At 38.1% G+C, this 12,303-nt stretch carries 15 protein-coding genes; 4 read left to right on the top strand and 11 right to left on the bottom strand.

From position 1 onward, the window contains the following. Nucleotides 1-26: 26 nt before the first annotated feature. The 7 genes from BM143_RS16870 to pdxA all read right to left on the bottom strand — a co-directional run bounded on the left by BM143_RS16870 (nt 27) and on the right by pdxA (nt 5,491). The gene (locus tag BM143_RS16870) at nt 27-578 is read right to left on the bottom strand and encodes a YdcF family protein (RefSeq protein ID WP_090025713.1); all 552 of its coding nucleotides are present in this window, start codon (nt 576-578) and stop codon (nt 27-29) included. Between the two features lie 132 nt (nt 579-710). Next, a complete protein-coding gene (gene tssD / locus BM143_RS16865) occupies nt 711-1,118 on the bottom strand; it encodes a type VI secretion system tube protein TssD (protein ID WP_090025711.1) in 408 nt (135 codons plus the stop codon). 333 nt (nt 1,119-1,451) lie between these two features. Continuing rightward, the gene (accC, locus tag BM143_RS16860; protein WP_090025709.1) at nt 1,452-2,807 is read right to left on the bottom strand and encodes an acetyl-CoA carboxylase biotin carboxylase subunit; all 1,356 of its coding nucleotides are present in this window, start codon (nt 2,805-2,807) and stop codon (nt 1,452-1,454) included. A 100-nt stretch (nt 2,808-2,907) separates the two neighbouring features. Further along, nucleotides 2,908-3,387, bottom strand: coding sequence for an acetyl-CoA carboxylase biotin carboxyl carrier protein (gene accB, locus BM143_RS16855; protein ID WP_034723234.1), 480 nt, complete (start codon nt 3,385-3,387; stop codon nt 2,908-2,910). A 127-nt stretch (nt 3,388-3,514) separates the two neighbouring features. Further along, nucleotides 3,515-3,718 carry a 50S ribosomal protein L32 gene (rpmF, locus tag BM143_RS16850; RefSeq protein WP_007843326.1) on the bottom strand — a complete coding sequence of 68 codons (204 nt, stop codon included), beginning with the start codon at nt 3,716-3,718 and terminating at the stop codon, nt 3,515-3,517. Nucleotides 3,719-3,784: 66 nt separating this feature from the next. After that, nucleotides 3,785-4,315 (bottom strand): YceD family protein, encoded by a 531-nt coding sequence (locus BM143_RS16845; protein ID WP_090025707.1) that lies wholly within the window; start codon nt 4,313-4,315, stop codon nt 3,785-3,787. Between the two features lie 84 nt (nt 4,316-4,399). Continuing rightward, nucleotides 4,400-5,491 (bottom strand): 4-hydroxythreonine-4-phosphate dehydrogenase PdxA, encoded by a 1,092-nt coding sequence (gene pdxA, locus BM143_RS16840; RefSeq protein ID WP_072921286.1) that lies wholly within the window; start codon nt 5,489-5,491, stop codon nt 4,400-4,402. A gap of 48 nt (nt 5,492-5,539) precedes the next feature. Here pdxA and BM143_RS16835 point away from each other — a divergent pair, with 48 nt between their 5' ends. From BM143_RS16835 to BM143_RS16825, 3 genes are read left to right on the top strand one after another with little or no spacing between them, the layout of a single operon-like run. Next, the gene (locus tag BM143_RS16835) at nt 5,540-6,124 is read left to right on the top strand and encodes a riboflavin synthase (RefSeq protein WP_072921288.1); all 585 of its coding nucleotides are present in this window, start codon (nt 5,540-5,542) and stop codon (nt 6,122-6,124) included. A gap of 1 nt (nt 6,125) precedes the next feature. Further along, complete coding sequence (locus BM143_RS16830) at nt 6,126-7,580, top strand: sensor histidine kinase (RefSeq protein WP_034723240.1); 1,455 nt, start codon at nt 6,126-6,128, stop codon at nt 7,578-7,580. Then, complete coding sequence (locus BM143_RS16825) at nt 7,580-8,275, top strand: tRNA1(Val) (adenine(37)-N6)-methyltransferase (protein WP_090025705.1); 696 nt, start codon at nt 7,580-7,582, stop codon at nt 8,273-8,275. The genes BM143_RS16830 and BM143_RS16825 overlap by 1 nt, the downstream gene beginning before the upstream one ends. Before the next feature lie 82 nt (nt 8,276-8,357). Here BM143_RS16825 and BM143_RS16820 read toward each other — a convergent pair whose 3' ends face one another. Continuing rightward, nucleotides 8,358-9,068 carry a cell division ATP-binding protein FtsE gene (locus tag BM143_RS16820; protein WP_034723244.1) on the bottom strand — a complete coding sequence of 237 codons (711 nt, stop codon included), beginning with the start codon at nt 9,066-9,068 and terminating at the stop codon, nt 8,358-8,360. Nucleotides 9,069-9,222: 154 nt separating this feature from the next. Further along, a complete protein-coding gene (gene rpmH / locus BM143_RS16815; RefSeq protein WP_034701860.1) occupies nt 9,223-9,381 on the bottom strand; it encodes a 50S ribosomal protein L34 in 159 nt (52 codons plus the stop codon). A gap of 235 nt (nt 9,382-9,616) precedes the next feature. Between rpmH and BM143_RS16810 the strand changes: the two genes are divergently transcribed. Next, nucleotides 9,617-10,615: a DHH family phosphoesterase gene (locus tag BM143_RS16810; protein ID WP_090025704.1), complete on the top strand. Its 999-nt coding sequence runs from the start codon at nt 9,617-9,619 to the stop codon at nt 10,613-10,615. A gap of 17 nt (nt 10,616-10,632) precedes the next feature. Here BM143_RS16810 and BM143_RS16805 read toward each other — a convergent pair whose 3' ends face one another. Both BM143_RS16805 and BM143_RS16800 read right to left on the bottom strand, forming a co-directional pair. After that, nucleotides 10,633-11,445 carry a patatin-like phospholipase family protein gene (locus tag BM143_RS16805; RefSeq protein ID WP_090025702.1) on the bottom strand — a complete coding sequence of 271 codons (813 nt, stop codon included), beginning with the start codon at nt 11,443-11,445 and terminating at the stop codon, nt 10,633-10,635. Between the two features lie 71 nt (nt 11,446-11,516). Then, nucleotides 11,517-12,299 carry an alpha/beta fold hydrolase gene (locus BM143_RS16800; RefSeq protein ID WP_090025701.1) on the bottom strand — a complete coding sequence of 261 codons (783 nt, stop codon included), beginning with the start codon at nt 12,297-12,299 and terminating at the stop codon, nt 11,517-11,519. Between the last annotated feature and the right edge of the window lie 4 nt (nt 12,300-12,303).

The following is a 12,303-nucleotide window of genomic DNA, read 5'->3' as shown; positions in this document are numbered from 1 at the left end:
TAATGAGGGATGTAGTTGGCTTCGTTTTATAAATAATAGGCGAAAAATTCTCTGAAAACGGAGTATGCATCTCTGGCTTCAAAATAGCTGGGACTGGAGCTGGTTACGTTATTAAAATGATGTCTTTTAAATAATTTTTTAATACGCGTTTGATGATAATATTGAGAAACCGAGACAATGCTTTTATAGGATAAACTGTCAGCTGTTTTTATAGAATTAATGACCGTCTTCTCGGTAGTATCTCCATGATTGTCTGTAATAATGTTTTCAGAAGGAATTCTGTTTTCAATCAAATATTTTTTCATTTCGTTTCCTTCCCAGTATCCTTCTTTACCAAAGCCACCACTTACTAAAACTTTTTTTACCTGATGATCCTGATATATTTCAATTGCTTTGTCCAGTCTGGCCTTCAATCTTGGGGACAGGGTTCCGTCCTTATTCACTGTGTTACCAAATACAACCGCTAATTCAGCATTTCTTCTGGTGTTCGTTAATCCGTCTGTAATGATATAAACAGAATGAATGAGAAACCATGCTGCTCCCAAAATGAAAATATATTTGAAGATATTTTTAACCATATGACCAGTAGATATTCGTACTGAATTTTTAGCTGTAAAAGGAATAAGTACAGTCAAAAAAGACAGAACAGCATCCCTTTCGCGGGTTTACCATCCTGTCTTGTGTTTTTTTTGATGTAGGGAATTACATTCTTAAGATGAAGGCCATTCTCCTCTGTAAGAAGAAGTTCCAAGATCGATTTGTTCTGCGCTGATCACAAAGCTGATATACATACTGTTGTCATCTACTGCATCGAAATCTACTTCATGCTGGATCACATATCCGTTTTCCCACTTCAAAGTAGTCAGTGTTCCTTCTTCGTGAGATTTGTTGAATGTTACTTCTCCGGTTGTAGGCTTGTACTTTCCGTTAAGAAGACTTTCCAGGATGTCTGATTTTTCAGTAGCTTCTACTGTGATTTTGATCAATGCATTGGAAGGATCTGATGCTACTCTTCCTGATACGTCTGTAGAACGGGATACACTGTAGTTAAGTTTTAATAACTTTTGCCCTTCACCGCCGTTGAATTTTAAAATTCCTCTTGAATTTCTTTCTGCCATGATAAGTAAATTTTAATTGTTAATATTGTGTGGTTTGTTATGTTATGTCACCAAAAATAGAAGTATTTATATTATCAGGGAAAAGTTTTTCAGGAAATTTTAAAAAGTGTCGTAATTCTTCTACTAACAACTGTTAGGTAAATTATTTATTGAGAATCAGTTGTTTATAAGTTTTAGTATTAAGTATTTATGAACTTCCGATGGGGAGGGAGATTGGAGGAATTCTGGAATGAAATGGGGTAAATATTTAATGGAAATTAAAATTTATGAATGTTGATAATAAAAAAAACTGCCCCAAAATGAGGCAGTTTACAATTTGTATGTAGAATAATCTTAGTGATTATCATATTTTCTATCCATTACAAAATCCTCCATGAATTTTGTCGTATAGTTTCCAGCCAGATAATCTTCATTATCCATAAGTTGTCTGTGGAAAGGAATGGTAGTTTTCACACCTTCAATATAGAATTCTTCCAGTGCACGTCTCATTTTAGCAATAGCTTCCTCACGGGTTTGAGCCGTAGTGATAAGCTTAGCGATCATAGAGTCATAGTTGGAGGGAATAGTATATCCTGAATAAACGTGAGTGTCTACTCTGATTCCGTGTCCGCCAGGAATGTTTAGTCCTGTAATTTTCCCCGGAGATGGTCTGAAGTCTGCGTAAGGATCCTCAGCATTGATTCTACATTCGATTGAATGAAGTTTCGGGTAATAATTGATTCCGGAAATAGGAGTTCCCGCAGCAAGAAGGATCTGCTCTCTGATCAGGTCATAATCAATTACCTGCTCAGTAATAGGGTGTTCTACCTGGATTCTTGTATTCATTTCCATGAAATAGAAATTTCTGTGCTTGTCTACAAGGAATTCGATAGTACCTACGCCTTCATATCCAATGAATTCAGCAGCTTTTACAGCGGCAGCACCCATTTGCTCACGAAGCTCGTCTGTCATGAAAGGAGAAGGTGTTTCTTCAGTCAGTTTCTGGTTTCTTCTCTGTACAGAACAGTCTCTTTCAGAAAGGTGACATGCTTTTCCGTACTGGTCACCGGCTACCTGAATCTCAATGTGTCTAGGCTCTTCAATCAGTTTTTCCATGTACATACCTCCGTTTCCAAAGGCAGCCACAGCTTCCTGAATAGCAGATTCCCAGTGATCTTTAAGGTCTTCAGCTTTCCATACTGCTCTCATCCCTTTTCCACCACCACCAGCGGTAGCTTTGATCATTACCGGATATCCTGTTTCTTCAGCTACTTTTATAGCATGCTCATAAGATTCGATCAGTCCGTCTGAACCAGGTACACAAGGTACTCCGGCAGCTTTCATCGTCGCTTTGGCATTGGCTTTATCACCCATCTTTTCGATCTGCTCAGGAGAAGCACCAATGAACTTGATGTTGTTTTTCTGGCAGATTCCTGAGAAATTAGCATTTTCAGAAAGGAATCCGTAACCCGGGTGGATAGCATCAGCATTGGTAATCTCTGCTGCTGCGATAATATTAGGGATTTTAAGGTATGAGTCTTTACTCATAGGAGGACCGATACATACGGCTTCGTCAGCAAATCTTACGTGAAGACTGTCTTTGTCGGCTGTAGAGTATACCGCAACGGTTTTGATCCCCATTTCTTTACAAGTACGTAGAATACGCATTGCAATTTCGCCACGATTGGCTATTAATATTTTTTTGAACATCTTCTTCAATTTGAAAATTAGATAATTTGAAAATTAGATTAATGTTATTTTGAATGCAGAATTGAGTCTAACATCTAATGTCTAACATCTAACCTCTAAATTAAGATGGATCTACTAAGAATAAAGGCTGATCGTATTCTACCGGAGTAGCATCGTCTACTAAAATCTTCACGATTTTTCCGCTGATCTCAGAATCGATCTGGTTGAATAACTTCATTGCTTCAATTACACAAACTACTTTTCCTACGGATACTTCGTCACCTACATTTACAAATACATCTTTATCCGGAGATGGTTTTCTGTAGAAAGTACCGATCATTGGAGATTTGATCACTACATATTTACTGTCATCAGATGCTGCTTCCGCTTTTTCAGCCGGTGCTGCTGCAGGAGCTGCTGCCTGAACAGGAGCTGCCGCCTGAGGAGCTGTGTGGTATACCGCTGGTTGTGCATAAACTGCATCGCTACCAGCTAATGGAGTTTTAATAGTGATCTCGAAATCTTTAGTTTTGTATTTAACTTCTGAAACTTCAGCCTTAGATACAAACTTGATAAGATTTTGTATGTCTTTAATGTCCATAAATTTGATATTTGATTTTGGGTCAAAGATACCAAAAAAACATAAAAAACAACAAAAAACCGCCCGATTTTATCAAAATCGGGCGGTTTTTGTATTAAAATGAGGCTTTTTCAGTGAAAAGCGACTCTTAGTTTTCTTCTGTAGTTGCTACTTCTTTTTCCAATACTACTTTACCTCTGTAGTAAAGTTTTCCTTCATGCCAGTGAGCTCTGTGGTAAAGGTGAAGTTCACCAGTTGTTGCATCTTTCGCTAATTGAGGAACTACTGCTTTATAATGAGTTCTTCTCTTATCTCTTCTTGTGGACGACTGTCTTCTCTTAGGATGTGCCATTTTGAATAACTTTTTTAATTGATGAGCGATGAGATTCATCATCTCATCATATTTAAATTATTTTATTTAATTATTGTCTTTTAACTTTCTCAGCGCTTCCCATCTCGGGTCGCTCTCATGTTCTTCCTCCTCAGGCTCTTCAATATCTTTCGGACTGAACCTGTTTAGGATTTCAAGATCTTCATCGCTTACATTCGGTGAAACTTTTTTCATCGGTATAGAAAGCTGTACATTTTCGTAGATCAGCTGTGCCACGTTAAAGGCATGATCTGAGGCTGGAATAGTAATGACATCTTCATTGCTGTCATCATATTCTTCACCAAAATGCACCAAAATTCCAATCTCGTTTTCAATAGGATAGTCGAATTCTTCATTCGTGAGATCACAAATGAGTTCTACTGTCCCGTCTACTTTGATCTCAAATTCTAAAAACGTAGTGTGCTTCTCAAGGAAGACATCGGCTACTATTTTAGGATTTGTAAATTCCTGTTCAGTGTCAAATAATTGAAAGAACGATTTATCTATCTCAAATTTGAACACGTGCTTCCCGTTTTTGAGTCCGGAAAAGCTTACGTCATAGTTTCTTAACTTGTCCATAAAATGAGTGTGCAAAAATATGCAATTTTTTTATAATAACAAATAAAATCCATAACAAATTAATTTAAAATTTGTTTTAACGAATTATCCTTCATTTTCATCAGGCAGATCTTCATCTACTCCGTTGTCTACAACCATTTTCCTTGGCTGCATACGGTTGGTCATCAGATCGTTATATTCGCTTCTGTTCTTAAATATTTTAATAGCAGTGAAGATCGCTTCTGTAAAACTCTGCTCATCTGCGATGTTTTTTCCTGCAATATCATAGGCCACTCCATGGTCCGGAGAGGTTCTGATAAAAGGAAGTCCGGCTGTATAATTCACGCCTTCCTCGTAGGCTAAAGTTTTGAACGGTGCCAGTCCCTGATCGTGGTACATGGCTAAAACCGCATCGAAATTTCTGTACTTATTCGGCTGAAAGAAGCTGTCTGCAGGGTAAGGCCCGAAAGCCAGTATTCCGTTGTCAGAAAGTTCTTTGATGGCAGGTTCTATAATTTCGATCTCTTCTTTTCCGATCACGCCTCCGTCTCCTGCATGTGGGTTTAGTCCCAATACAGCGATCTTTGGTTTCTGTACACAGAAATCTTCGATCAATGTCTGATTCAGGGCTCTGATCTGTTTTTTTATTTTTTCTTTGGAAATATTTTCTGCTACGCTGGCAATTGGAATATGGTGGGTAGAAACCGCTACTTTCAGATCTTCTGTAACTAAGAACATCAGTCCTTTTTTACTGAATTTTTCTTCAAAATAGCCTGTGTGTCCGGCATGTTTAAAACCCATTTTCACCATTTCATCTTTGTTGATAGGCGCTGTAACCAGTACATCGATGTCGCCTTTCATTAAGGCTTCCGTCGCAAGTTCCAGAGATTCAATGGCCATTTTGGTAGATTCTTCAGTGGGAACACCCAATTCTACATTCACATTATCCTTGGTAAGGTTCACCATATTCAGTTTTCCCGGCTGAGCCTGTGATGCTTCATTCACGTAGTTGAAATTCAGATTCAGCTTGAAAATATTTTTCTGGAAGGTAAATAACTTTCCCGAGCCAAAAATCACCGGAGTGAAAAAATCCGTAATGGTTTTGTCTGTCAGGGACTTCATGATGATCTCCGGACCGATGCCGTTAAAATCACCTATTGAAATTCCTACTCGTACTTTATGGTTTTTTGGGCTCATTTTGATTATCTTTGAAGATTATAATTTACAAATTTAGCAAAAAATAATATGTTCACAGGAATTATTGAAGCAGTTGGCGTTATTGAAAAGATTGAAGAAAAAGGAAGCAACATAGATTTCACCCTAACATGTCCTTTTACGAGCGAATTGAAAATAGACCAGAGTCTGGCTCATAACGGGTGCTGCCTGACAGTTGTTGAGATTAAAGATGATCAATATGTAGTAACAGCCATCAATGAAACATTGGAAAAGACCAATCTTGGAAAATGGAATGTAGGTACCGTAGTAAACCTTGAGCGATGCATGAAGATGGATGGAAGACTGGATGGACATATTGTACAGGGGCATGTAGATAAAACCGGTGAAGTAGCAGGAATCGAAAATAAAGACGGAAGCTATTTTATTACCATTAAATATGAAGATAACGGCAGTTTTGTAACGGTTCCGCAGGGTTCTATTACGGTAAACGGAATAAGTCTGACGGTTGCGAAAAGTGAAGATACCCAGTTTTCTGTGGCCATCATCCCATATACCTGGGAGTTTACCAATATGCAGCATCTTAAAATAGGAGATCAGGTTAATTTAGAATTTGACATTATTGGTAAGTATATTGCTAGGTTAATTAAAAAGTAGGATGCCGATAAGTAAATACAAAGGATACAGTTTAAGGAACCGGGTGTTTTTCGGATTCCTTCTCGTTTGTTTTTTAAGTGTTGTCGCTACATCGCTCGTTCCCTATTTTGTCTTAAGGAATAATTCTCTGCAGCAAAGTAATATTGATATGCAGGAGAAGACGAATGCCGTGATGAGATACCTTGACTATGCCGTAAGCCGTACTCTTGTGGAGACGGAAGATCTGCCGATGGTATTGGGGAACAAGATTTTTGAGATAGCGGATATTAACCAGCACGATATTGTAATCTATGATCTGAAAGGAAATTATCTTCTATCCAATAAAGACGAGAGCCTTATTGATCAGAAAACGATTCCTATTCATATCGTGAATAAAATTCTGTCTACCGACTCAAGGGTGGATATCAAAGGCTATGATAAGAAAAAAGATGCAGGACGTACTTCTTCTTATCTCCTGTTAAAAAACAATGAACTGGAACCTATAGGAATTGTATATATTCCCTTGTATCATAATGAATCTGCCTATCTGGATGTTCTTCACCAGTATATCAAATACATCTTACTGGTAGATATTTTCCTTATCCTTTTCAGTATCTGGATAAGCTGGGTGACATCGAACAGTTTAGCGAAAAATATCACCAAATTTTCTGATATGATCACACGTATTACATTGTTTGAAAATGAAATGCGTCCTATCAGATACTATAAAAATGATGAGCTTAATGCTTTGGCAAGAGCTTATAACAGGATGATTCTTCAGATCCAGGATCAGAAAGAAAGACTGCGTTTCAAAGCATCCGAAGAAGCCTGGAGAGAAATGGCAAAACAGGTGGCTCATGAGGTGAAAAATCCTCTTACACCGATGAAACTTACCATCCAGAATTTTGAAAGAAAATTTGATCCGGAAGATCCAAATATCAGAGAAAGAGTAAAGCAGATGAGCAAAACAATGGTAGATCAGATCGACCTGATTGCTACTGTGGCTTCAGCGTTCTCAGAATTTGCAAAACTTCCTGAAAAAAATAATGAAGTCATTAATCTGAATACCGAAGTGGAAGATATTCTGCGTGTTTTCAATGATGACAGTATCTTTATGCATTCCAATAAAGGGAATATCATGATCAATATGGACAGGATTTACCTTTCCAGGATCATTACGAACCTTGTGACCAATGCTAAGCAGGCTCAAAGTGATGAACGTAAGTTGATCATCAATGTAGATGTGGAACAGCATCAGAGACGGGTTATGATCTCTGTGCAGGACAATGGAATCGGGATTCCTGAAAATATGTACGAAAGAATATTTGAACCTAATTTTACTTCTAAAAACAGCGGTATGGGCCTTGGTCTCTCGATGGTCAGAAAGATGATCGAGGATTATAAAGGAGAAATCGCTGTGAAATCTGAAGTAGGGAAGGGGTCTACATTTACCATTACACTGCCTACGAATTTATAGTGAAGCCTTTTACCTTTAAACATTTCGAAATTCAACAGTCAAAAAACGTCTTCCGTGTAGGAACAGACGGAGTATTGCTGGGTGTTTTGGCTGATGTGGAAAATGCATCGGAAGTTTTAGAAATAGGAACAGGAACCGGCCTGATTTCATTAATGCTTGCTCAAAGAAATACAAATGCCAACTTTCTTGGCCTGGATATTAATGGAGATGCCGTTTTACTTACCGGAACGAATTTTGAGCATTCGCCTTTTCATTCAAGGCTGCAAAATATCCATCAGGACCTTAAAACTTTTGAGACTGAAAAGAAGTTTGATCTGATTGTTTCAAATCCTCCTTATTTTGAAGAATCCGGCTCGGATAAGGACAAAATTGCCCGCCAGACCGTAGAATTGAATTTCCAACAGCTTATTGTAGCTTCAGTAAAATTTTTGGACGATCAAGGTATTTTGTCAGTTATTATTCCTGCTGAAGCTGGAGACGACTTTATTAAAATAGCTCTAGAAAATCAATTGTTTTTGAAGCGTAGAATCAATGTCAAAGGGATAGAATATTCCAAAACGAAAAGATTAGTTCTTGAATTTTCATTGGCAGAAGTGCCAGTTCAGGAGTCTGATTTCGTGATAGAAAAAAGTCCGAGACAATACTCGGACCTATATCTTGAACTCACGAAGGAGTTTCATGTCTTTAAAAAGTAGAAGCTAGAGATTAGAAGTTAGAAGTTAGTTGGTAACTGCTTAGTTTTTCTCTAAATTCCTTAATTTCTCAATCTCTTAATTTTTACTCAAATAACTCAGCCGTATCCAGTACAGAAACTTTTCCGTCCTCACATCTGATCGCTTCACCAGGGAAGTTTTGGATCATATGGTAATCATGGGTTGCCATTACTACAGCGGCTCCGTTTTCAAGGGCTACCTGCTTTAGAAGGGTCATGATTTCGTTGGATGTTTCAGGGTCAAGGTTTCCGGTAGGCTCATCGGCAAGGATAAGGTCAGGGTGATTCAATAAAGCTCTGGCAATGGCTATACGCTGTTGCTCGCCACCTGAAAGCTCATGTGGCATTTTGTGCTTTTTGCTCTTCATATTCACACTTCCCAAAACTTCATTGATGCGGTCTTCCATTTTTACTTTATCGTTCCATCCTGTAGCTTCAAGAACGAATTTTAAGTTTTTTTCAACCGTTCTGTCCGAAAGCAGTTGGAAATCCTGGAATACGATTCCCAGTTTTCTTCTTAAGTTGGGAATATCTGAAGGTCTTAGCTTGGCTAGCTCAAAACCTACCACAGCACCATGTCCGGATGCCAAAGGAATGTGTCCGTAAAGCGTCTTTAACAGTGAGCTTTTTCCGGAACCCGTCTTTCCGATAAGGTAGCAGAATCTGCCTTTTTTAATGTTAAGATTAACATCAGAAAGAACAGTGAAGTTTTTTTGCGCAATCTTTGCGTTCTGTAAGCTTATAATATTATCTCCGGAGATATTTGTATGCGGCATAATTCAATTTTATGGTGCTATTTCTAAAATATTTTTTCAGATCTTAAAAATAGAAAAAAGAAGCTTAAAAAACCTAAACTTTAGGAAATTTTAACAACAAAAAATGCCTGAAAAACTTCTTTTCAAGCATGATTTGTATATGATATCCGAGATATTATCTCTTAGCGCGCGCAGCACTAACAGTTAAACTCTTTCTGCCTTTAGCTCTTCTTGCTGCCAAAACTCTTCTACCGTTTGGCGTAGACATTCTTTCTCTGAAACCGTGTTTGTTTCTTTTCTTTCTTTCTGATGGCTGGAATGTTCTTTTACTCATTACTATATATTTAAATCGTAATTAATCTATTAATTTTCAGGTTGCAAAGATATAGAAATTTTTAAAAGTTACAAATTTTCCTTGTCTTTTTTTGGAAATTATTTGAAATGTTTTTGATCCCTTTATTCATAAACCCTGAGATAGAAAAGAAATCCGGGTGCAGAAATTACATTGAGATGATTTATTTAAAAGCTCTATCTTTGGAAACTCAAATTTAAAGAAAAATAAGCACACGATGTTTACACCAACAGAACTTTTAGATATCAATACATTACTTACGCCTGAAAGCAAGATCGTTATCCTTACTCATTACAATCCGGACGGAGATGCGATAGGTTCCAGTTTGGGACTGAAGCATTACTTAAGAGCCAAAGGAATTCCTGCAGAAGTAATTGTACCAAATGATTTTCCGAAATTTCTGAAATGGATGCCGGAATCCAAAAAAGTGATTATCGGGGAATACAAAAGGAAATATGCATTTGAGCTGATCAGTGGGGCAGATGTGATTTTCTGTCTTGATTTCAATGCGCCTTCAAGAATCGGTATTTTAGGAGAATGGTTGACGAAGGCGAGAGCTAAGAAAATTCTTATCGATCACCACCAACAGCCTGAAGAATTTGATTTTGTTTATTCAGATACTATAATTCCTGCAACTTCCCAGATGATCTATCATTTTATTGAAGCTATGGGGGATGAAGCGTTGGTGAATCAGGATATGGCAGAATGTCTTTATACCGGGATTATGACGGATACCGGTGGTTTCCGTTTCCGTTCTACAAGTGCAACTACGCATAGGATTATTGCTAATTTAATTGAGAAAGGAGCTGATCCTTCTGTGATCACTTCAAATACCTGGGATACCAATACTGTTTCCCGTCTTCATCTTCTCGCTCTTGTACTGGGTAGAATAGAAGTAGTGAATGATGGTAAGGTTGCTGTTTTGTCGCTAACCAGAAACGAGCTTAAGGAATATGGTTTCCAGAAAGGAGATACGGAAGGTTTCGTGAACTATGGACTGAGCATTGCTGGAGTGAAAATGGCTGCTTTCTTTATGGAAGATCTTTATGATGATTTTATCAAAATTTCTTTCAGAAGTAAGGATGATGTAGATGTGAATCAGTTCTCCAGAAAGTACTTTAACGGAGGTGGACACATCAATGCGGCAGGTGGAAAATCTTCCGGTTCACTTGAGAATACAATTGAAGATTTTAAGCGTTTTATTGAAAATTCTTAAATACGGATCAAACCATATTACAGGCTCTCAATTTGGGGGCCTTTTTTGTATCCTTTCTCTTCCAATTCCTGACACGTGTATTCATAAACTTCCTGAAACATAATGTCCAGGTTTTTCTTGCTGAATAAACTGAACTTCGTCATTTTAGGAGGATCTAAAAAAATATCACAGGATTTTACTTTAGAGTAAACCGATTTGGCGATGGCTAAATGGAGAATCCTGTCAAACTCTTTCATTAAACTCATCTTTTTCAGTTCGTCATAGCTTATTGAATTGACGTGGGAAGCAATTAAAAAATCGCATTTGTCAATAATAGGTTCAATGGGAAGGTTGTCGAGAACGCCGCCATCCACATATATTTTTTCTCCAATTCGTACAGGTGGAAGAATAAACGGGACGCTTGATGAAGCCAGCAGTGGCCCGAAAAGTTCTCCTTCAGAAAAGAAATCCACAATTCCATGGGTCATTTCGGTGGCTGTCACGTAAACGGGGATTTTCAGGATCTTAAAATCATTCTCGGGAAAATGATCATTAAATAGTTTTAAAATGAAATTTGAGCTGAAAATACCGTTTTTAGAAAGCTTCAGATAAGACCTTGAGAAGAAGGTGGTGTTTCTCACAATATCCATCATCTCGTCCGGAGATTTTCCAAAAGAATAAAAAGCCCCGACAATAGAGCCTGCGCTTGTTCCTGAAATGATTTGTGGCTTCAGATTATATTCTTCCAGTGCTTTCAGTACGGCGATATGGGCGATTCCTCGCATTCCTCCACCGGAAAGCGTAAGGCCGATAACCGGCGGTTTCTTTTTTTTGAACGAGAATAAACCCATTGAGATAATTATCCCTACTAATATACAAGAATTTTTGATATGCAGAGGCTAAGACTCTTGCTGAGGGTTATCTACAGGACCAGTTTTTTGGGAAGATTATGCAGAAGCTCTGTATTGATAATTTCTGCACAGATAGCTGGTTTTTCCCAGTGTCCGTTGTGTCCGCAATCCAGAACATAGGATTTTATATTGGTTCTGTCTGGAAGATGTTTGATCATCATGTCTGTTTTTACAGCATTGTCATGTTTTCCGGCTAAAACCAGGATTTTAGATTCCAGATTTTCCATGATGTGTTTCTTGTCCGTTCTTTCCACCATGCCTTTTACACAGGCAAGAGCTCCCATATTGTTCGTAGAAAGGGCAGTGGCAAGGGCAATTTCAATTTTTCCTTCCAGAATGTCTCTTTCATTGGGATTAAAAAGATTGGGAATGCCGGCTTTGGCGTAATGGGGGAAAGAATCTTTGATGATTCTGTAGCTTTTGATCCGCTGCTTTTTTTTCTCCTCATCATCGGCGAAATAGGTCGAGAAGAACAACGTAAGGCTTTTAAGGGTTTCAGGATATTTTTCTGCGAAGGCCAGTGAGGTATAGCCGCCCATGGAATGTCCAAGCAAATGTACTTTACTTAGTTTTTCATGGTCTAAAACTTTTTTCACTTCATCAGCCATCAGTTCCATGGTGTGAACTTCCGCGAGGATATCGGATTGGCCATGACCGGGAAGGTCTATTTTCAACAGTGAAAAATGATCGGAAAGATGAGGTTCCATATCGCTCCAGATAGAAAGGTTTTCCATAAAGCCGTGAAGCAGCACCAAAGTTTCTTTCCCGTTTCCTTTTCTTTCGAAGTTCAGCATGATC

It is taken from the genome of Chryseobacterium oleae (genome assembly GCF_900115055.1).
In the GTDB taxonomy this organism is placed as follows: Bacteria; Bacteroidota; Bacteroidia; order Flavobacteriales; family Weeksellaceae; genus Chryseobacterium; species Chryseobacterium oleae.
This window is presented reverse-complemented; position numbering and strand designations above follow the sequence as displayed.

Bases quoted from the DNA above. Each gene is read 5' to 3' on its own strand.
- BM143_RS16870 (WP_090025713.1), bottom strand. From the start codon at position 578: ATGGTTAAAAATATCTTCAAATATATTTTCATTTTGGGAGCAGCATGG.
- rpmF (WP_007843326.1), bottom strand. From the start codon at position 3,718: ATGGCACATCCTAAGAGAAGACAGTCGTCCACAAGAAGAGATAAGAGA.
- tssD (WP_090025711.1), bottom strand. From the start codon at position 1,118: ATGGCAGAAAGAAATTCAAGAGGAATTTTAAAATTCAACGGCGGTGAA.
- accB (WP_034723234.1), bottom strand. From the start codon at position 3,387: ATGGACATTAAAGACATACAAAATCTTATCAAGTTTGTATCTAAGGCT.
- BM143_RS16845 (WP_090025707.1), bottom strand. From the start codon at position 4,315: ATGGACAAGTTAAGAAACTATGACGTAAGCTTTTCCGGACTCAAAAAC.
- BM143_RS16830 (WP_034723240.1), top strand. From the start codon at position 6,126: ATGCCGATAAGTAAATACAAAGGATACAGTTTAAGGAACCGGGTGTTT.
- accC (WP_090025709.1), bottom strand. From the start codon at position 2,807: ATGTTCAAAAAAATATTAATAGCCAATCGTGGCGAAATTGCAATGCGT.
- BM143_RS16800 (WP_090025701.1), bottom strand. From the start codon at position 12,299: ATGCTGAACTTCGAAAGAAAAGGAAACGGGAAAGAAACTTTGGTGCTG.
- BM143_RS16810 (WP_090025704.1), top strand. From the start codon at position 9,617: ATGTTTACACCAACAGAACTTTTAGATATCAATACATTACTTACGCCT.
- BM143_RS16820 (WP_034723244.1), bottom strand. From the start codon at position 9,068: ATGCCGCATACAAATATCTCCGGAGATAATATTATAAGCTTACAGAAC.
- rpmH (WP_034701860.1), bottom strand. From the start codon at position 9,381: ATGAGTAAAAGAACATTCCAGCCATCAGAAAGAAAGAAAAGAAACAAA.
- pdxA (WP_072921286.1), bottom strand. From the start codon at position 5,491: ATGAGCCCAAAAAACCATAAAGTACGAGTAGGAATTTCAATAGGTGAT.
- BM143_RS16835 (WP_072921288.1), top strand. From the start codon at position 5,540: ATGTTCACAGGAATTATTGAAGCAGTTGGCGTTATTGAAAAGATTGAA.
- BM143_RS16805 (WP_090025702.1), bottom strand. From the start codon at position 11,445: ATGGGTTTATTCTCGTTCAAAAAAAAGAAACCGCCGGTTATCGGCCTT.